The organism is Nocardioides immobilis, assembly GCF_003515065.1.
Taxonomy (GTDB): Bacteria; Actinomycetota; Actinomycetes; order Propionibacteriales; family Nocardioidaceae; genus Nocardioides; species Nocardioides immobilis.
In genome coordinates, this window is sequence record NZ_QXGH01000012.1 from 202,545 (window position 1) to 221,386 (window position 18,842).

Consider the following 18,842-nt stretch of genomic DNA (forward strand, 5'->3'; position numbering starts at 1 on the left):
CGATCTGTAGGTCGCGTGACCTTATCGGCGTAGAACGCGTTACCTCCCCGTGAGACGCCTCGCGCTGACCCTTGCTGCCCTGCTCGTCGTGCCGTTGCTGGCGACCCAGGTGTCGGGACCCGCGGGTGCCGGACCGGCTCCGGGCCGGGCGGAGCAGACCCGGGCGGCGGCGCCGCCGACGTACGACGCGACCGTTCGGATCACCCGGCACGGCATCCCGCACGTCGTCGCAGACGACTGGGGGTCGCTCGGCTACGGCAGTGGCTGGGCCACCGCGAGCTCCTCGATCTGCAACCTCGCCGACACCCTGCTCACCGCGCGCGGGGAGCGCTCGAAGTACCTCGGTCCCGACGCCCGGTACGACGACCGGGTGACCCTCGACGCCACCAACCTCGAGGTCGACGCCCTCGTCACCGACCTGCACAACCGCAAGGTCGTCGAGACGCTGCTTGCCTCACCGGCCGGGCCGTCCGCGCGGGCGAAGAAGCTCGTCCGTGGCTACGTCGCCGGCATCAACCGGTGGATCCGCGACAACGAGATCACCGACCCGGCCTGCGCCGGCTCGGAGTGGATCACGCCGACCGCGACCCCGCTGGACCTCTGGTACGGCGTCTACCTGGCCAACCTGCTCGCCTCGACCGGGGTCTTCGTCAAGGAGATCGTCGGGGCCGACCCGGCGACGCTCGACGACCCCGGGCTGCCGGACCTCGGGCTGCCGACGACCAACGCCGAGGCGCGTGAGCTCGCAAAGACCGTCGACCGCGAGGCGCTGCTGACGGCGCTCGGGCAGAACAGCGACTTCGGGTCCAACGCGACCGCGATCGGCGGCAACGACAGCTCGACCCGCCGCGGCCTGCTGCTCGGCAACCCGCACTTCCCGTGGGCCGGGCGCTACCGGTTCACCCAGCAGCACCTCACGATCCCCGGCGTGTACGACGTCGCCGGCGCCTCGCTGGTCGGCTCGCCGGCCGTGAACATCGGCTGGAACAAGGACGTCGCGTGGAGCCACACCGTGTCCACGGCGTACCGGTTCACGCCGTACGAGTACCTGACGGTCGGGCCCGGTACGACGTACCTCTCCGCCAACGGGCTCGTGAAGAAGGCCGAGCACCGGTTCGTCGAGGTCGAGGCGCTGCAGGCCGACGGTTCTGTCCGGACCGTCGAGGAGGACCTCTACCGGGTGCCGCAGGGGTACGTGATCGATGCGCCCGCGATGTTCATGGGGTGGCTCCCGACCAGCTTCTGGGCGATCCGCGACGCCAACGCCGAGCACCTGCGGACCATCGACACGTTCCTGTCGATGGGCAGCGCGGCGAGCGTCCGCGACCTGCTGGCCCGGCAGGACGCCGGCGGCGGCATGCCCTGGGTCAACACGACGGCCGCCGACCGCCACGGTGACGCCCTGTACGCCGACCACAGCGTGGTGCCGCACGTGACCGACCAGATGGCGACCCGCTGCATGACCCCGGTCGGGCTGCTCCTCAACCAGGTCGCCGGCCTGCCCGGCCTCAACGGCACGCTCGCCGACTCGCTCTGCAAGTGGGGCACCGACGCGGACGCGCAGCGGCCCGGCATCCTCGGCCCGGGCAAGCTGCCCGAGGTGGTCACCCGCGACTGGGTGATGAACGCGAACGACTCCTACTGGGCGCCGAGCGACACCATCCGGCTCGAGGGCCATCCGTCGATCATCGGCTGCGAGCGGTGCGTGCGGACGATGCGCACCCGGATGGTCATGCAGTACGTCGTCGACCGGCTCGCCGACGGCAGAGAGACGCCGTCCACGCTGCGGTCGCACGAGTACGAGAACCGGGTGCGAGCGGCCGAGGTGATGCGGGAGGACGGCCGCCTCGACCAGGTCTGTTCCGCGACCGGTGAGGCCGAGGCGTGCGCCGTACTCGCTGCCTGGGACGGCCACTCGGACGCCACGTCCGTGGGCACCCACCTCTTCGAGGTCTTCGTGCAGCGCGCGCCGACGGGCAACGCGCTGTGGCAGGTGCCGTTCGACCCGGACGACCCGCTCAACACACCACGCGGTCTGAAGACCACCAAGCCGGTGGTCGACGCGATGAGGGCGGCGATCGAGTCCGTGCGGGCGTCGGGGGTCGCGTTCGACGCGGCATGGGGAAGCCTCCAGGTCGCGGCGGACCGCGGCTCGCCGGCGTACCCGCAGGGCGGTGGCGAGGGCGACCTCGCCGGCAACGCCAACGCGCTCGCGTCCCGGAAGCCGTCGACCAACACCTCCCGCTACAAGCCGATCACCTACGGCTCCTCGCACATCCAGGCGGTCTCGTTCCTGGCCGACGGGACGGTCCAGCCGCTCACGATCCTCACCTACAGCCAGCACGAGGACCCCGCCTCGCCGTGGTCGTCCGACCAGACCCGGATGTTCTCGCGGGAGCAGTGGGTGAGCTTCGCGTGGACGCCCGCGCAGATCCAGCAGCAGCTGGTCAGCACGGTCGAGCTCACCGGCCCATAACGCGAATCCGCCCGAATCCGCCGCGAGTCCGGCCAGATCCGCGCCGAGTCGGCCGGACTCGCTGTGGATTCGCCGGATTCGCGGGCGCGGTCGCGAGACACTAGGCGCGTCGACACGTCGGGGGAGGAGCGCTCGTGGCCAAGTCACCGGGGACACCGGGCCGGGACCAGCGCGCACCCATGGAACGACTGGTGCGGATCGCTGCGACCCTCCGCGAGCGCGGCGTGGTCGGCGAGACCGGCGAGCGCCTCGCCGAGATCGCCGGGTTCGACGGTGAGCGGTCGATGGACCAGCTCAAGCGCGACATCCGCGCGCTGACCGACCAGGGCTGGCAGATCGACAACATCGCCGGTCAGGGCGAGCCCGCGCGCTACCGGATGCGCACCGTCGACAACCGGCTCCGGGTCCGGCTGACGCCGCCCCAGCAGCGCGCGCTCCAGCGCGCCGTACTCCTGGCCGACCGCAACGACCTCATCGACCGTCTCGGGCTCGGCGACAGCGCACCGGGCGTTGCGTCGCCACCAGAAGCAGGTGTCGTGGCCGGTGTCCCCACCACCGGCCACGACGCCCTTCTCGCGACCGTGCTGCGAGCGGTCCGGATGGGCAGCCTGCTGCGGTTCACCTACAAGGGCACACCGCGCGTCGTACACCCGGAATCGGTGCGGTCGCAGAACGGCACCTGGTACCTCCGCGGTCAGGAGGACGGTGCCTCCGGCGGCGGCACCGACAGCGAGGCGCCGGTCAAGGCGTTCGTCGTCGCCCGGATGAGCGACGTGACCGCGGATCCGCCGCGGACCGCCCGGCCGGTTCGTGCGGCCCGGCATCCGGGGCTGCACCCGATGAGCTGGGAGATCGACCCACCCGTCGAGGTCACCCTGCGGACCACGACCGACCACCAGCCCGACGTACGGCGCTGGCTCGGGGAGCCAGCCTCGGAGGAGCTCGACGGCGACCAGGTGACGATGCGGTACGTCGTCACCCACCGAGCGGCGCTCCGCGCCCGCCTGTACGAGCTCGGCCGCCGCGTGGTGCTCGTCGGCCCCGAGGCGATCCGCCGCGAGCTGCTCGACGATCTCCACGACCTGAAGGGGGGCGACTGACGTGACGGGCAAGTCCACCCCCAAGTACGCCGCACGCTTCGGACGGCTGCCGGCGGTCTTCGAGCTGCTGCTCGCCCATCCCGACGGCGTCCCGCTCGCCACGCTCGCCGAGGAGGTCGGGGTGCCGGCCGAAGAGCTGCGCGAGGACCTGCTGGCGTTCTACACCGCCGACCCGCTCGAGAACGACCGGATGCTCGGGCTGTGGCGTCCGCCGGTGCTGGAGTTCCTCGGCCCCGACGGCGACGCCGACATCGAGCCGGGCGAGGCCGAGGTCATCCGCGCGGTCAACGACCGGCCGACCGAGGAGCTCGGCGTCGAGTACGTCGACGCCTCCGAGCTCGCGCTCGTCCACACCGCGGCCGTGGCCCTGCACGACGTCGAGCCCGACGAGGACCTCGCCGCCGCGATCGACGTACTCACCGAGACCATGGTCGGCGCCACCGGTGGCCAGCCGGAGCGGCCCGCGTGGAACGAGCCCCTGCGGCCGCTGCAGGAGGCCCAGCGGCACCGCCGCGCGGTCCGGATCGTCTACTCCCGCACCTGGCAGCACGGCGTCTCGACGCGGGTGATCCACCCCTACCGGCTCGTCCAGACCCGACGGGGCTGGGAGGTCGACGCCGGCCCGCCCGACTCGGCAGGCCGGCTCCGCACCTTCCTGCTCTCCGGCATCCGCGACGTCGAGAGCCTCGAGCAGACCTTCGAGCTCCCCGACGGCCTCGCCGCGATGCTCGACGCGCAGCGCGCCACGAGCCCGGTCCGGATGGTGCTGCCGCACGGCTCGCGCTGGGCCGCCGACATGTACGCCGAGACCGTCACCGTGCTCCGCGCCGACGAGGACGACGTCGAGGTGGAGCTCGGGCTGCTGCCCCCGTTGGCGGACCGGGTCGGGATGCTGCTGCTCGCGGCCGGGGCGGGTGCGTTCGTGCTCGACCCGCCGGACCTCGCGAACGCGGGGGCGGTGCTCGCCGAGGAGCTGCTCGTGCACCACGCGATCCGGTCCTGAGCCCGCGAAGTGTCAAGGCTGGCGCCTCGAGGTGTCACGGTTGGTCTCGCCAACCCTCGACACTTCGGCCCGCCAACCTCGACACTTCGCGCGACCAGGAGTGGCACTTCGCGGGCTATCGTCGGAGGCATGACTGCTCCGTCGCATCTCGTGATCACCGATTCCGCGTCCATCGTGCGGGCGTTCTTCGCGGCGCTCGAGGATCGTTCGGTCAAGCAGGCACTGGAGCTGACCGACGACCGGATCGTGTGGCGCAACACCTCGTTGCCGACGGTGCGCGGCAAGCTGGTCGGCCGCCTGCTGCGGGGGATGGACAAGGACTGGTTGGGGATCCGGGCGGACTTCCGCCACATCGCGGCCGACGGCGACGTGGTGCTGACGGAGCGCACCGACTACCTGCGCATCGGGCCGCTCGAGATCGACTTCTGGGTGTGCGGCACGTTCGAGCTGAAGAACGGCCGGATCGTGCTCTGGCACGACTACTTCAGCTGGGGCAACGTGCTGGGCGGCACGGTGCGCGGGCTGTTCCGGATGCGTCAACGCTGACGTGCGACCTCAGCCCGTCTCGCCGAGCGCCTTCTCGTCGCTGAGCCGGGCCCGGTCGGCAGCGCGGAGGCCCTCTTCGGCGGCCCGGGGTGCGTCGTTGACCTTGGTACGGCGGTCGGCGGTCCAGGTGCCGCGGATGTTGTTGCGGCGCAGTGCCTCGGCGAAGAAGTCGTGGACGTCGAGCTCCTTCTGGCGCACGGCCAGCGCGGTCTCGTTGGAGGTCTCGCCGGTGGAGGCTGCGCCGGCAGCGGCGAGTGTGGCCTGGCGGGCCTCGTCGAGGCGCTCGCCGATGCGCCAGGCGTAGGCCTCGTAGAACGCCAGCCGGGCGGTGATGGTCGCGACGGGGCGGGCGACGTAGCGCCGCCGGGACGAGTCCCACACGGTGCGCTCGTCGCGCACGCCGGAGCCGAGGTGGCGCTCGCAGTCGGCCACCATCTGCACCAGGAGCGACTCGTAGATCGCCTTGGTGACAGCGATGTCGGACGGGAAGCCGTGCATCGTCAGCGCGGTCGAGTCGTGGCTGATCGTGCACCGGACGTCGTTGGCGTGGGCGATGTTGAGCAGCAGCCGGACGTAGCGCGCAAGCCCCTTCTTGCCGCGCTCGCCGATCCGGTAGTTCTCGGCGGCCGGCTCCTCGCGGCCCTCCTCCTTCGCCGTGTGCGCGCGGGCGACGGCGAGCGCGACCGAGTGCCGGGTCGCGAGCGCCTGGGCCTTGGAGAGGAAGGCCGCACGCTCGTGCTCGTTGCTCGCCCGCTCCGCCTGGCGCAACAGCTTGGCCAGCCGGGCGAGGGTGCCGTCGTCGACGGTGTGATCGACCTGGTCGAGACCCTCCGCCGCGTAGGCGAGCTGGAGCAGCTGCGCGGTCACCGGGAGCCCCGCGTCCTCCAGCAGCCGCAGGAAGGTCGCGCGCCAGACCGGCGTGTGGTGCTGCTCGCCGGACAGGTGGTGCGTGAGCTCGTGCAGCGCGACGGTCGCGCGCAGCGCCCAGCGACCACCGACCGCGAACGGCGGGAGCGCGATCGTGCGGGTCGGCGCGTCGTACGTCGCCATCCGCGCCCCCGCCCGCGGCCGCACGGTCACGTCCTGCTGCTCACGGCCGCCGTAGTCGGCACCGGCTGCACGGAGCCGGGTGAGCACGGCCTCGACGTACGTCGCAGCGGCGGCCGGTTCGGTGAACCGCAGGTCGGGTCCGGGCTCGTAGGTCTGGCCGTCGACCGTCACGGTCGGCCGCTCGGGCGTCGTCGCGTCGAGCCACGCCGTCAGCCGGTCCTCGGCGGCGTAGACCGCGCGCTGGTCGGGGTCTCGCGGCAATCCAGCGGTCATGGCGCCGAGTCTGCCCGACGACCCCGACAGTCCGGGGACGGCCGCGCTGGCCTGTGGACAGCGCGTGTCGTGTGCTCAGGCGTCGTCCGGAGCCGGCACGGCGGGCGCCTGGTAGAGCAGCCGTTCCCGCTCGGCGGCCAGCACCTGGCGGGCGATCTCCGCGTCGGTGGCCTCCGGAGCTGCGTCGGCGGTGGCACTGTTCTCGGCGTACTCCTCGAACAGCCGGCGCTTCTGCGCGAGCAGCTCGTGGATCCGCTCGTCGACGGTGTCCTCGGAGAGCAGGCGGTGGACCTGGACCGAGCTCAGCTGCCCCATCCGGTGGGCCCGGGCGATCGCCTGCGCCTCGAGGGCGGGGTTGAGCTGCGGCTCGCACAGGACGACGACCGACGCGGCCTGGATGTTCAGCCCGACCCCGCCCGTGCTGATCTGCGCGAGCAGCGCCGCGCCGCCCTCGGCCGCGGAGAACTCGTCGACCAGCCGCTGCCGCGCACCCGCCGCGACCGAGCCGTCGAGCGGGCCGTGGACCGGGCCGGTGAGCACCTCGCGCACGGCGGCGAGCACCTCGTTGAAGTACGAGTAGACGATGACCCGGCGGCCGTTGTCCTCGGCCTCCTCGACGATCTCGACCAGGCGGTCGACCTTGGGGGAGTCGAGGCCGTGGATCATGGCCGCCCGCCGCATCTGCATCAGGTTCCCGGCGGCAACGCCGGCGCGGTACGCCGCGAGGTCCCGTGGCCCCATCGGCAGCCACTCCTCGACCTCCACCAGGCCGGGCAGCTCGGCGAGCACGTCCTCCTGGTTGCGGCGGAGGTACGCCGGAGCCACCGCCCGCCGGAAGAGTCGCGGGGCGAGCTCCTCGCGACCGGCCACCAGCGCCGGCTGCAGGTAGGAGACCAGCGTCCGGAACTCGCCCACGTGGTTCTGCATCGGCGTGCCGGTGAGCAGGATCGCCCGCTCGACGCCGGCCACGAGCGCCGCCGTACGACGGGACCGCTGCGCCTCGGGGTTCTTGACGTACTGCGCCTCGTCGACCACCACGCACGCGATGGTCGGGCCCTGCGCCCAGGCGCCGGACTCCATCCAGGTCGTGTCGTACGTCGTCACGGCCACGCCGCCGCCGGCCACCCACGCCGCAGCCGCCTCCTGCCACCCGTCACCGTGGATGCGATGCGCGGGGAGTGTCGACCGGGCGGCGATCTCGCGCAGCCAGTTCACGAGCACGCCCGGCGGGCACACGACCAGGAAGTGCGACGCACCCGTCGCCCACAGGTGGGCCAGCACCGCGAGCGCCTCGATCGTCTTCCCGAGCCCCATCTCGTCGCCGAGGATCACCTTGCGCTGCACGAGGGCGAACCGCGCGCCGAAGCTCTGGTACCCCCGCAGCGCCACCGTCAGCGCCTCGGTCCGCAGCGCCTGCTCGCGCACCGACTCGACCAGACCTGCCGGGAGCTCGCCGTGGCTCGCCTCCTCGTCCTCGGTCAGGTAGCCGAGCGCGCCGAGCATCGCGTAGTAGTCCGCCGGCCGCGAGGTGAAGTCCGCCCAGGCGTCGGCGGGCACGCCGCGCGGCGTGGTCGTGGCCACGACATCGGCCCGGTGGACCACGGTCGCGATCGCGTCCGCCAGCCCGGACGCCGGCACCGACCGGGTCGGCACGACCAGCAGCCGCGCGACGCGGTCGTCGACGACCGCAGCGAGCGCCCGGAGGTCGTCGGCGACCGCGAGATCGCCTTCGGCGCCTCGAGTACGGCGCACGCCGTCCCATCGAGCGAGCGCGACCACCACCGCCTCGGACGCCGGGTCCGGCGTTCCCGCGAGCCGGACGGGCTGCTGGTCGGCGGTCAGGCGAGCGAGCGTGTGGGCGGCGTCCACCAGGTGCCCGTAGGAGCCCGAGCCGATGCCGTGGAGCTGACGGAGCTCGCGCTTCCGGTCGAGCACGGCCTGCACGCTGGTGATCCCGGCGGCGTCCAGCGGGCCGAGGCGCAGCGAGCCGGTCGTCACCTCCTTGAGCGTCTCCAGCGGCATCGTCCCGAGCGCTGCGTTCACGGTCGGTGCCCGGAAGTCGGCGACAGCGTCCAAGACGGCCTCGCGTGCGGAACGCTCCGCCTCGACCGCGCCCCTGAGGTCGGCCATGGAGCGCGGCAGCTCGCCGAACGCGGTCGGGTGCAAGAGACCGGCGGGTGGGTCGATGTGCGCGAGCAGGCCGAGCCGCGGGTCGAGCAGGTCGTCGATGGTGAACGCGGTGCCGGCGAGCTCGCCGGTCGGCTGCAGCAGCCGGTCCAGGCTGTCGGCGACCTGCGCCTGCAGGCCCCAGGCGAAGAGCTCGCGGAGGTGGGCGACCTGGACCCCGACCTGCTCCCGCCGACGCCGCGACGTGAACAGCCAGCGCAGCGGCGTGAGGACACGCCTCGCCGCGATCGCAGCGGCCATCCGCTCGTCGGTGAGCCGCCCGAGCGCCGAAGCCTCCTGGGCAGTGGTCGCGGGCAGGTCGGCGCGGGCGACCAGCGCGGCGATCAGCCGGTCACCGTCGGCCTGGCTCATCAGCGCGACCTGCCACGCGGTCTCGCCCCGGCGTGCGACCGGGATCGCTTGCGCCAGCAGGGCGGCGCGATCGCGTCGTACGGCGTCGTGCGTGGCGTGGTGCCATGCCTCGACCTGCTGCGCGCGCACGGACCACGCGGCCACGGCCCGTGCTGCATCGCGCGCCTCGCGTCGCTCCTGCTTGTCCATCGCCGCCCATCTTCGTGGGCGGGCAGGCCGGACGGCTACCGCCGCCACGGGGTCCTGGTTCGTTGGGACTAGCACCCGGGGCGTCCGGCTCGACCTCGCCGTACTCACTCCCGGTGGACGTTCCGAGCCGCTACGTTCTCACCACATCGGCTGGGAAGGCGTGGATGTGGGGACTTGGGGAGAGGCGTACCTGACGCGACTGCGCGGGTGCGCAGTGCGAATGGGGCGCGAGCTCGGCGAGATCAGTGACCGCGACCGGGCGGTGCGTCTCGTCGAGGCGGACGCGAAGTCGGTCGAGCAAGGGTTCGGCCAGGGGCTCCTGAGCATGGAGTCGGCCAGCCGGGTCCGGAGCCTGGACCCGATGCAGGCCACGACGTGGCTGGTCGAGGGCGACCCCGCGCAGCCGCGGTGGCAGTCGCTGGCCCAGCTGGCGGCGTACGTCGAGCTGCTGGCCGCCGGCTACCCCGAGGCTGCGGTGCGGTTCGCGACGCCTGACGGCGAGCTGGGGCTCGACCTCGCCGTCGTCAACGACGAGGGTCAGGTCCTGCTGCTGGGCGTCGCCCGGGCGGAGTCGTTGGAGCTCGCCAGGCTCGAGGCGCTGGTGCCGACCTTCGACGGTGAGAGCGTGCGGTCGGTCCACATCGTTCCCGGCCGGGAGCCACAGCTGCTCGCCCGCCAGCTGTGGGCGACCCGGGCGCCGTACCTCTGGTTGGTCGCGGCGGGCGCCCGACGCCTGTACCGGGTGAAGTACGGCCGAACGATCAAGCTGCTGCCGGCGCGGGTGATGCCCATGCCGGAGGACCTGTGGCCGGTCGGTTTCAACGGCCCGACGCCGCGCGTCGCCGTGGTCGCGCCCGAGGCGGTTGCCGGCTGACATGGGCGACGTCTGCGCTGACCTCCTCATCGGGCTGTTGGACGTGGACGCCACAGCTCGCACCCGCAGTGGTCTCGAGGCCGCGGTCACGTCCCACGAGCGTCATCGGACGGGGCGCTTCGGTGAGGCCGTCGGTGCCCTGGCGGTCGATGTCGCGGACCTCGACGTCCTTGCTGAGCTGACCGCCGACGGCGTCCCCGCGTCCCTCGGGATCACTCTCGGGGTGCACGGGCACACCCGGCTCGCCGAGGCGCTCGACGTCGCCGAGGCCGTCCCGTCGCTCCGCATCGACCGGGTTGCCGTCGACGTGCCTGCGGGGGAGGACGCCATGGCGGTGGCGGACGCGGTCCGCCGGGAGCCGGGAGCTCGACGGGCGGCCCGTTCCCTTCGCGATCCGCCTCGATGCCGAGCTCCCCACCGGGTTCGCCGGGGATCCGCCGGGCCTGGCGAGCGACCTGACGACCCTTGTCGCCGCCGGCGTGCCGGTGGCGGTCGGCGGCGTGGAGTGCGCGGTCGCCGACAGCAGCGGCGGTCCCTGGGGAGAGCGGACCGGCGTGCTCAACGTGCTGCTCGCCGCCGATGCCGTCCGCGACGGCGCCGGCGTCGACGAGGTCAAGCAGATCCTCGCGATCCCGGACGGCCTGATCGAGGCCGTGCTGCTGCTGGACGGCACGGTGCGCCAGGTGCTGCCGGCGATCAGTACGGCGCATCTCGACGACGTCGTCGACGACCTCGCCGGGCTGGGCCTGCTCTCCGCCGATGGCCGGGGCAGCGCCGCCGGCTGAGGGCCGGAGTGCCCTGAAAACGTAAGGCACCCGCAGGCGTCTCGGGTCACCTGCGGGTGCACTTTGAATTATGCACGGATGCTGGTTGCTTGTCGTCCGGTTCGAGTCGGAAAACCAAGATTTTGCCTAGCCGGACCTGCTCCGGCAACGGTCCGCCTGAACCAGCAGGATCAGTGCTCGCAGCGGACCGTGGACTCACCGCCGACGCACAGGTCGATGCCACCGGCTCCGTCGAGCCGGTCCGCCCCGGGACCGCCGTACAGCGCGTCGTTGCCGGGGCCGCCGTCGATCCCGTCGCGGCCGTCCCCTCCGAGCACGGTGTCGTCACCCGCTCCTGTGGCCACGGTGTCGTTGCCGCCGTCGCCCCTGATCCGGTCGTGGCCCCCGACGCTGGAGAACCGGTCGTTCCCGGAGCCGCCGGCGGCGATCAGCCGGCCGCGGGTGACCGTCACGTCGTCCGCCGTACCAGCGCCGGCGTAGTCGACCCAGATCGCCCACTGGTTCCGCCACGAGGTGAAGACGAACGCGTCGATGCCGCGGACGGTGCCGTTGCCGGGCGCGCGACGCGACCGGATCGTGTCCCGTCGCGCATCGGCGTCGACGGGGAGGTTGGCCCGGGTGTCGCGGGCGACGACCTTGAGCCGGTCCGGGTCGCGATCGGACCTGGCGGGCTCGTTGCCGTCGACCCGGATCGTGTTGAGACCAGCCCCGTCGCCGGCGATCTGGACGACGAAGGTGTCCTCGTCCGGTCCGCCGTACGCCCGGTCGCCGGCACCGCCGTAGACCTGCACCCAGTCGTCGCCCTCGCCGCCGCGGAACTCGTCCGCCCCGCCGCCGAGGGAGACGGCGTCGCGACCGGACCCGGCGAAGATCGCGTCGTCGCCCGGGCCGGCGCACACGGTGTCCTCACCGGCGAGGGCGCGGATCGTGTCGTCGCCCCCGAGACCGAAGATGACGTCGGCCCCGGGTGTGCCCACCAGGGTGTCGTCGCCGTTGGTGCCGTTGATGGTCGGCGCTGCGTCGCACGGTCCGCCAGGACCCTCGCCACGCAGCGGTGGGTCCGCGACGGCACCGGTCGGCGCGATCAGGACGCCGGCAGTCAGTACGACGCACGCCGCGCGGGCGCAGGACACGAGTCTCATGGGGCCTTCCTGGTTCGAGGTGTCACCCAGGGTGACGCACGCCGTCGACAATGCGTTGCACGGCCGCCCGGAGTTTCGTGCCGGCGCGGTTCTCGGCCCGTCCGCTAGTGGTGGGCGCCCAGGAACCGTCGGCCGTGCTCGAGTCGCTCGGCCTTGCTCAGTCGCGCCGCGTTCCGCGCGCGGTCCCGCTCGACCTGCTGACGCCGCTCGCGGGCGACGGCGTGGAGGCGGTCGGCCTCCGCCTGCAGCTGGTCGGCCTCGGCCTCCAGTCGGCGGGCCTCGGCGTCCTTCGCCCCGATCCGGGCGTTCTGGCGGTTGGCGTCGGTGCGGATCGCGTCGGCGTGCTTGCGGTCGAGGTCGCGCTTCTTCGCCAGGGCGAAGCCGATCAGCGCACTGATGGCAATCACGACGAGAAGGGCGGCCAGCGCGATCCAGATCCAGTGGTCGTTCGCGGCCCAGAACTGCTCGATGTCGGTCCAGAAATCGTTCATGTCCTCAGTCCTCCTTTGCGGAGCAGTAACCGGCTGGGGAGGACGGATACGGGGGCATGAAAGAAGGCCCCTGGCCAGCGGTGCTGGTCAGAGGCCTTCTGCGGTACACCCCCTCGGACTCGAACCGAGAACCCGCTGATTAAGAGTCAGCTGCTCTGCCAATTGAGCTAGGGGTGCTAGCGGTGAAGCGAGGGCAAACGTTACCAGCGTGCGACCGCCGCGGAAAAATCGGACAGCACCGGTCGGCGTCGCCGGAGACATGCTCGGCCCATCAAAATAGTCAGCGCGACTCGAGGACGGCCTGCGCGGCGTTGTGGCCGGCGATGCCCGAGACCGCGCCACCGCGGCGTGCGCCGGAGCCGCAGAGCAGCACCGACGGATGGTCGGTCTGAACTCCCCATCGCTCGGCCGGCGACTCCAGGCGCGCGCGATCGGGCGCCCACGGCCACTCCAGGTCGCCGTGGAAGATGTGGCCGCCCGGCATCGCCAGGTCGCGCTCGATGTCCTGCGGGATCTTCGCCTCGATGCACGGCCGGCCCTGGACGTCGCGCGCCACGCACGACTCGAGGGGCTCGACCAGGTGGGCGTCGAGGGAGGCGATCGCGCGTCGTACCGCCTCTTCCTTGGTGCCCTCGGGGTCGGCATCGAAGATCGATGCCGGCGTGTGGAGGCCGAAGTAGGTCAGCGTGTGGGTGCCCGCCGGCTCGCCACTGACGATGCTGGGATCGGTCAGCGAGTGGCAGTAGACCTCGCCCGGCAGCGGGTCCGGCAGGCGGCCGGCGGCCGCGGCGCCGTACGCCGAGAGCAGCTCGCCGTAGCCCTCCGACAGGTGCAGGGTGCCGGCGAACGCGACCTCGGGGTCGACGCCGGACCTGAGCTGCGGCAGCCGGTCGAGGAGGAAGTTGACCTTGAGCTGCGCACCCTCCGGCTTCGTCGTCTCGTCGTGCGGCTCGCCGAGCAGGAGGCCGAGCACCCACGGCGCGACATTGGCGAGTACGACGCCCGCCCGCAGGCCGTGCTCGACATGACCGTCGTGGTAGCGGATCTCGGCCCCGTCGTCGCCGGGCTCGATCGCGCGCACTCCCGCACCGGTGACGATCTCGCCGCCCGCGTCGAGAGCGGCTTTGGTCAGGGCGTCGGTGACCGCCCCCATGCCGCCGATCGGCACCCGCCACTCGCCGGTGCCGTTGCCGATCAGGTGGTAGAGGAAGCAGCGGTTCTGCACGAGCGACGGGTCGTGGAGGGAGGCGAAGGTGCCGATCAGGGCATCGGTGGCGACGACCCCGCGGATCGTGTCGTCGGCGAAGCGGCGCTCGATCGTCTCGCCCAGCGGGGCGACGACGAGGTCGTTCCACGTCTCCGCACCGACCTGGGCCCGGATCCTGCTCGCGCGCGGCAGGGGCTGGAGCAGGGTGGGGGCGACCACCCAGCCGAGCCGGGCGACGTCGGTGTAGAACACCCGCCAGGCGTCGTACTCGTCGTCGGAGCCGGTGAGCTCGCGGAACGACTCGCGGGTCGCGTCGCCCTCGACCCGCTCGACGAGCAGGCCGCCGGGCTTGCCGTCGCGGGTCGTCGGCGTGTACGACGCGGTCGGGCGCGACACCAGGCCGATGTCGAGCCCGAGGTCGCCGACGATCTGGTCGGGGAGCAGCGAGACCAGGTAGGAGTAGCGGGAGAGCCGGGTCGGGCGCCCGTCGAAGGCCTCGGCACTGACGGCGGCACCTCCGACGTGCCCGAGGCGCTCGAGCACGACCACCGACAGCCCTGCCTTCGCAAGGTAGGCCGCGGCGGTCAGGCCGTTGTGCCCGGCGCCGACGATCGCGACGTCGTAGCTGCTCCGAGATGTCACTCGCTGACAGTAGCGGGCCACCGGGGAATGCCTCAGTGGGTGATATGGTTGACCTGTCAACTATCCACCGATTGACACCTGGGAGGTGGGCGACATGCCCGCAATCACCGTCGATGACCTCACTGTTCTCGAGCGGCTGAAGGAGCCGGGCCTGGGCGACCAGCCCCGCCCGGTCTGGGAGGTCGTCACCGCGCCCCAGGGTTATGAGGGGGAGGGGTTCCCCGTGCGTCGGGCGTTCGCCGGCATCGACCTGCGCCAGCTCGACCCGTTCATCATGATGGACCAGATGGGCGAGGTGGACTACGCGCCCGGAGAGGCCAAGGGCACGTCCTGGCACCCGCACCGCGGCTTCGAGACCGTGACCTACATCATCGACGGCGTCTTCGACCACCAGGACTCCCACGGCGGTGGCGGCACCATCACCAACGGCGACACCCAGTGGATGACCGCCGGCAGCGGCCTGCTCCACATCGAGGCCCCGCCGGAGTGGCTGGTCGAGAAGGGCGGCCTCTTCCACGGCATCCAGCTCTGGGTGAACCTCCCGCGCGACGCCAAGAAGAACGACCCGCGCTACCAGGACATCCGCTCCGGCCAGGTCGCGTTGCTCAGCACGCCCGACGCCGGTGCGCTGGTCCGTGTGATCGCCGGATCGGTCGACGGCCACGAGGGCCCCGGCTCGACCTTCACGCCGATGTCGCTCGTGCACGCCACGATCGAGCCCGGTGCGCGCCTCGACCTGCCCTGGGCGCCGGACTACAACGCGCTGGTCTACGTCCTCAACGGTCGCGGCACGGTCGGTCTCGACGGTCGCCCGATCGCGATGGGCCAGTCCGCCGTGCTCGGTGCCGGCGACTACCTGACGATCTCCGCCGACGGCAGCCAGGAGAGCCGCTCGCCGAAGCTGGACGTGATCGTCGTCGGCGGTCGCCCGATCAACGAGCCGATCGCGTGGGTCGGGCCGTTCGTGATGAACACCAAGTCCGAGGTGATGGAGGCCTACACCGACTTCCAGAAGGGCCGGTTCGGGCAGCTTCCCGCCTGACCCATAGGGTCCGAAGGCATGGCCCGCCTCTACCGTGACGCGTTCGGAATCCCGCACCTGAGGGCGGACTCGATCCTCGATCTCGCGCATGCGCAGGGGCGGGTGACCGTCGCCGACCGCGCGTGGCAGCTCGAGTGGCTGCGCCGCCGCGCGAACGGCACGACCGCGGAGGTCGTGGGGGAGCCGGGCCTGTCGTGGGACCGGTTCTCCCGCCGGATGCGGACCGTCGAGACCGCACAGCGGGCGTTCGCGGCGTGCACGGACGAGACGCAGCGGTTCGTGTCGTCGTACGTCGACGGGGTCAACGAGGCGCTGGCGGTGCTCGACCCCGGCACGGTGCCCGAGCTGGCGAAGGCGGGCATCGAGCCGGGGGAGTGGGAGCCGTGGATGCCGCTGGCGACGTTCCTCGCCCAGCACCTGCTCTTCGCCAACATCGGCGGGCTGCTGTGGAAGCGGCTCGCCGCCGACGTGCTCGGCGACGAGGTGCGGTTCCTGTCGCACCAGGACCCGACCGCGTCGGGCAGCAACGCCTGGGCTGCGGGCGGCGGGCGGACGGCCAGCGGGCTGCCGCTCATCGGCGGCGACCCGCACCGGATCATCGAGCAGCCCGGTGTCTACCAGCAGGTGCGGCTCGCCTGCGAGGACCCCACGGACTCGTTCGACGTGGTCGGCTACACGTTCGTCGGGGTGCCGGGTGTGCAGCACTTCGCGCACGCGGGAGACGTGGCGTGGGCGATCACCAACGCCTGCGCCGACTACCAGGACGTGACCGAGGACGACGGCTCCGACGTCGTCGAGCGGCACACCGAGACGATCGCGGTGCTCGGCGGGGACGCGGTCGAGATCGACGTCGTCCAGACCGCCCGGGGACTGGTCTTCGAGGACGGCCTGGCCGTCCGTACGACGTCCTGGGAGCTCGGCGATCTCGGTTTCGACGCGATCCTCGGGCTGCTCCGCGCGCGGTCCGTCGACGACGTCGACCGGGTGCTCGACGCCTGGGTCGAACCGGTCAACAACGCAGTGATCGCCGACCGGTCGGGCAACCTGCGCTACCGGATCGCCGGCCGGGTGCCGGTGCGCGACGAGAGTGGTGCGTGGGTCGGTTGGCTGGCCGAGCCCAACCGGGCCGAGATCGCCACCGACGGCCACGTCGTGACGGCCAACGAGCGGCGCGGACCCGAGTCCGACGCGATCGGCAGCGTCTTCGCGGCGCCGTACCGTGCCGACCGGCTGCACACGCTGCTGGACGGCCACACCGACCTGACCACCGACGACTACGTGGCGTTCCACAACGATGCGCTGCTGCAGACGGTGCCGATGGTGACCGCGCTGGTGCCGGGCGCCTTCGACGACTTCGACGGGATCATGGCGGCCGGCTCGGCCGAGGCCGCTCGCTACGCAGCGTTCCGCAGTGCTCTGGTCCGGCGGATCTGCGAGGAGCCGGTGTTCGCCGCGCTGTTCGAGCCGCCGGCGGGCCACCGGCACGAGGAGATCTTCGCGCCCTGGCTCAACGCGACCTACCGGCTGGGGCTTGCGCTGCCGCGGCTCGCCAACGAGAACGTCGCGGGGAACCGGCCGTTCGGGATCGACCTCGTCGCGCACGCGCAGGCCGCGCTCGCGGAGGTGGATGCCGCCGGCTCCGATGCCGCGACCTGGGGCGACACCCATGTCACGGACCCGGTGCACTGGTTCGGCTACCTCACCGATCACGACTACGACGGGCTGCCCCGCCTGGCGCTCTCCGGCGACGCCGACTGTGTCCGCTGCTGCGTGTCCTACCCGGCGCTCACCGACGAGTGCAGCCGCGGCTCGGTCGCCCGCTACGTCTGGGACCTCGCCGACCGCACGGCCGGTGGCTGGGTGGTGCCGGTCGGCGCCCACGGGTTGCCCGGCGACCCGCACCACCACGACCAGTTGGCGCTATGGGCTGCCGGTGAGCTCGCGCCGATCGTGACCGACTGGGAGGAGCTCACCGAGGCGTGAGCACCTTCTCGAAGTAGTGGGTGGCGTGGGGGTCGCTGCCGGGATAGCGGTCGATCGCGCGGTAGCCCGCCCGCCCGTACATCGCGATCGCCTCCTCGAGGACGCCGTTCGTGTCGAGGACGATCCGCGTGGCGCCCTGCTTCCGCGCCAGGTCCTCCAGGTGGCGGAGCATCCGTGACCCGAGCCCGGCGCCGCGCCAGTCGGCGTGCACCCACATCCGCTTGATCTCGATGGTGGTCTCGCCGAGCGCCGGCGCTGGCCGGAGGCCGCCGTACGCCACCGGCTCGCCGTCACTGGTCGCGAGGACGTACGTCGACCCCGGCTCGGTCGCTGCTGCCGCGACCGGACCGTCGACCTGGTAGCCGGTCGGGAACCGGGCGTCGATCTCGGCGAGGTAGTGCCCGAGCGCGGCCCGGCCGAGCGGGTCGTCCGGCGGTACCTCGCGCAGGTGGACCGTCGCTGCGCGCACGAGCAGATCGGCGGTGGCCAGGGCCGAGGCGAGCCGCTCGCGCTGGCGGTCGGTGAGGGGCGCGACGATCCGCGCAGCGAGCTCCTCGGACCGGTCGTCGAGCTCCTGCCGTGCGGCCCGCCCCTCCTCGGTGAGGAGTACGACGCGCCGGCGCTGGTCCGCCGGGTCGGGCGATGTCGCCACCAGTCCCTCGTTCTCCAGCCGGCGGAGCATCCGGGACAGGTGGCCACTGTCGAGGTCGAGCCGCTCCCGCAGGTCACGCACGGTGACGCCGTCGCCTGGACCGCCAGCGCCGATCTCGAACAGCAGCCGGCTGACTGCGAGCGGTCGTCCGGTGCCGAGGAAGGACTCCTCGAGCACCCCGATCCGCTGGGTGTAGGTCCGGTTGAAGCGGCGCAGGACTGCCGTCGTACTCACAATGTCTGACTTTAGTCAGAGAATTGACGGCGTGAAAGCCCGACCGTGACCGACCTGCGCGAGCCCGGCGGCGATGGTCGTGAGGTAGCCGGGGCTCGGGCGCGTGCGCTCGCGGTGGGGATGGGCCCGGTCCGCGGTGAAGGTGACGACGGGGGTGCCGTCGAGGCTGCGGGTCGTGACCAGCGTCTCGTAGCGGCCGGTGCCGAGCCGGTGGACGCCCTCGCCCGATCGACGCACGATGGCGAGGACCCGGCGCTCGAGATCGGGGCGGCTGCCGGGCTCGCCGTGCATCTCCTGGGTGATGAGGTCGGCGAGCTGCTGCACGGTGATCAGCCAGCCACGAGCGGCCACCGGGCCGGAGCCGGCCGGATCGTAGAAGGCCATGCCGCCACCCCAGACGGTCGAGCTCCCTGCGAAGTAGACGCTGCCGGGCAGCCAGAGGGCCTTGGTGTCGACCGGTGCGCTGGTGTCCCGGCAGCCGGGATGGGTGCGCGCGCCGCCGGCGGGACAGCCTCCGCGCAGGTAGCAGTCGAACCGCGCGGCTTCCGTGTTGGAGCCGTACGCGGCGTACCACACGCGACGGGTCGACATCCGGACGAGGTTAACCCGGAAACG

Annotated in this window: 15 protein-coding genes and 1 tRNA gene; 8 read left to right on the plus strand and 8 right to left on the minus strand. The window is 72.4% G+C overall.

All coding sequences use genetic code 11. The annotated features are described in order from the left end of the window. The first annotated feature begins 49 nt into the window (after positions 1-49). The 4 genes from D0Z08_RS08345 to D0Z08_RS08360 all read left to right on the plus strand — a co-directional run bounded on the left by D0Z08_RS08345 (position 50) and on the right by D0Z08_RS08360 (position 5,125). On the plus strand, positions 50-2,476 hold the full coding sequence (locus D0Z08_RS08345) for a penicillin acylase family protein (protein WP_118924543.1): 2,427 nt from the start codon (positions 50-52) through the stop codon (positions 2,474-2,476). A gap of 134 nt (positions 2,477-2,610) precedes the next feature. After that, positions 2,611-3,576, plus strand: a complete 966-nt coding sequence (locus D0Z08_RS08350; protein WP_147381366.1) for a helix-turn-helix transcriptional regulator — start codon at positions 2,611-2,613, stop codon at positions 3,574-3,576. A gap of 1 nt (position 3,577) precedes the next feature. Next, a complete protein-coding gene (locus tag D0Z08_RS08355) occupies positions 3,578-4,579 on the plus strand; it encodes a helix-turn-helix transcriptional regulator (protein WP_118924547.1) in 1,002 nt (333 codons plus the stop codon). Positions 4,580-4,708: 129 nt separating this feature from the next. Next, complete coding sequence (locus D0Z08_RS08360; RefSeq protein ID WP_118924549.1) at positions 4,709-5,125, plus strand: limonene-1,2-epoxide hydrolase family protein; 417 nt, start codon at positions 4,709-4,711, stop codon at positions 5,123-5,125. 9 nt (positions 5,126-5,134) lie between these two features. On the opposite strand, the gene D0Z08_RS08365 is transcribed toward D0Z08_RS08360, so the two are convergent. Together D0Z08_RS08365 and D0Z08_RS08370 are read right to left on the minus strand one after the other, a co-directional pair. Beyond that, on the minus strand, positions 5,135-6,448 hold the full coding sequence (locus D0Z08_RS08365; RefSeq protein WP_118924551.1) for a DUF2786 domain-containing protein: 1,314 nt from the start codon (positions 6,446-6,448) through the stop codon (positions 5,135-5,137). Between the two features lie 75 nt (positions 6,449-6,523). Next, positions 6,524-9,175: a DEAD/DEAH box helicase gene (locus D0Z08_RS08370; protein ID WP_118924553.1), complete on the minus strand. Its 2,652-nt coding sequence runs from the start codon at positions 9,173-9,175 to the stop codon at positions 6,524-6,526. A 220-nt stretch (positions 9,176-9,395) separates the two neighbouring features. Between D0Z08_RS08370 and D0Z08_RS08375 the strand changes: the two genes are divergently transcribed. Both D0Z08_RS08375 and D0Z08_RS31635 read left to right on the plus strand, forming a co-directional pair. Then, positions 9,396-10,049 (plus strand): hypothetical protein, encoded by a 654-nt coding sequence (locus tag D0Z08_RS08375; RefSeq protein WP_118924555.1) that lies wholly within the window; start codon positions 9,396-9,398, stop codon positions 10,047-10,049. A 296-nt stretch (positions 10,050-10,345) separates the two neighbouring features. Next, positions 10,346-10,834, plus strand: coding sequence for a hypothetical protein (locus D0Z08_RS31635; protein WP_147381367.1), 489 nt, complete (start codon positions 10,346-10,348; stop codon positions 10,832-10,834). A 170-nt stretch (positions 10,835-11,004) separates the two neighbouring features. Here D0Z08_RS31635 and D0Z08_RS08390 read toward each other — a convergent pair whose 3' ends face one another. The 4 genes from D0Z08_RS08390 to D0Z08_RS08405 all read right to left on the minus strand — a co-directional run bounded on the left by D0Z08_RS08390 (position 11,005) and on the right by D0Z08_RS08405 (position 14,337). Further along, positions 11,005-11,976: a calcium-binding protein gene (locus D0Z08_RS08390; RefSeq protein ID WP_118924561.1), complete on the minus strand. Its 972-nt coding sequence runs from the start codon at positions 11,974-11,976 to the stop codon at positions 11,005-11,007. Positions 11,977-12,080: 104 nt separating this feature from the next. Continuing rightward, positions 12,081-12,467: a hypothetical protein gene (locus tag D0Z08_RS08395; RefSeq protein WP_118924563.1), complete on the minus strand. Its 387-nt coding sequence runs from the start codon at positions 12,465-12,467 to the stop codon at positions 12,081-12,083. A gap of 104 nt (positions 12,468-12,571) precedes the next feature. Further along, positions 12,572-12,644, minus strand: a tRNA-Lys gene (locus D0Z08_RS08400). A 103-nt stretch (positions 12,645-12,747) separates the two neighbouring features. Beyond that, positions 12,748-14,337 (minus strand): phytoene desaturase family protein, encoded by a 1,590-nt coding sequence (locus D0Z08_RS08405; RefSeq protein WP_281271711.1) that lies wholly within the window; start codon positions 14,335-14,337, stop codon positions 12,748-12,750. 73 nt (positions 14,338-14,410) lie between these two features. Between D0Z08_RS08405 and D0Z08_RS08410 the strand changes: the two genes are divergently transcribed. After that, positions 14,411-15,358 carry a pirin family protein gene (locus D0Z08_RS08410; RefSeq protein ID WP_118924739.1) on the plus strand — a complete coding sequence of 316 codons (948 nt, stop codon included), beginning with the start codon at positions 14,411-14,413 and terminating at the stop codon, positions 15,356-15,358. A gap of 18 nt (positions 15,359-15,376) precedes the next feature. Further along, the gene (locus D0Z08_RS08415) at positions 15,377-17,341 is read left to right on the plus strand and encodes a penicillin acylase family protein (RefSeq protein WP_118924567.1); all 1,965 of its coding nucleotides are present in this window, start codon (positions 15,377-15,379) and stop codon (positions 17,339-17,341) included. Here D0Z08_RS08415 and D0Z08_RS08420 read toward each other — a convergent pair. Further along, complete coding sequence (locus D0Z08_RS08420) at positions 17,328-18,227, minus strand: helix-turn-helix domain-containing GNAT family N-acetyltransferase (protein WP_118924569.1); 900 nt, start codon at positions 18,225-18,227, stop codon at positions 17,328-17,330. The genes D0Z08_RS08415 and D0Z08_RS08420 overlap by 14 nt on opposite strands. A gap of 15 nt (positions 18,228-18,242) precedes the next feature. After that, complete coding sequence (locus tag D0Z08_RS08425; protein WP_147381368.1) at positions 18,243-18,818, minus strand: histone deacetylase; 576 nt, start codon at positions 18,816-18,818, stop codon at positions 18,243-18,245. Between the last annotated feature and the right edge of the window lie 24 nt (positions 18,819-18,842).

Excerpts from the sequence above, each read along its gene's own strand:
- D0Z08_RS08360 (WP_118924549.1), top strand. The coding sequence starts at position 4,709 with ATGACTGCTCCGTCGCATCTCGTGATCACCGATTCCGCGTCCATCGTG.
- D0Z08_RS08365 (WP_118924551.1), bottom strand. The coding sequence starts at position 6,448 with ATGACCGCTGGATTGCCGCGAGACCCCGACCAGCGCGCGGTCTACGCC.
- D0Z08_RS08370 (WP_118924553.1), bottom strand. The coding sequence starts at position 9,175 with ATGGACAAGCAGGAGCGACGCGAGGCGCGCGATGCAGCACGGGCCGTG.
- D0Z08_RS08375 (WP_118924555.1), top strand. The coding sequence starts at position 9,396 with ATGGGGCGCGAGCTCGGCGAGATCAGTGACCGCGACCGGGCGGTGCGT.
- D0Z08_RS08390 (WP_118924561.1), bottom strand. The coding sequence starts at position 11,976 with ATGAGACTCGTGTCCTGCGCCCGCGCGGCGTGCGTCGTACTGACTGCC.
- D0Z08_RS08395 (WP_118924563.1), bottom strand. The coding sequence starts at position 12,467 with ATGAACGATTTCTGGACCGACATCGAGCAGTTCTGGGCCGCGAACGAC.
- D0Z08_RS08410 (WP_118924739.1), top strand. The coding sequence starts at position 14,411 with ATGCCCGCAATCACCGTCGATGACCTCACTGTTCTCGAGCGGCTGAAG.
- D0Z08_RS08415 (WP_118924567.1), top strand. The coding sequence starts at position 15,377 with ATGGCCCGCCTCTACCGTGACGCGTTCGGAATCCCGCACCTGAGGGCG.
- D0Z08_RS08425 (WP_147381368.1), bottom strand. The coding sequence starts at position 18,818 with ATGTCGACCCGTCGCGTGTGGTACGCCGCGTACGGCTCCAACACGGAA.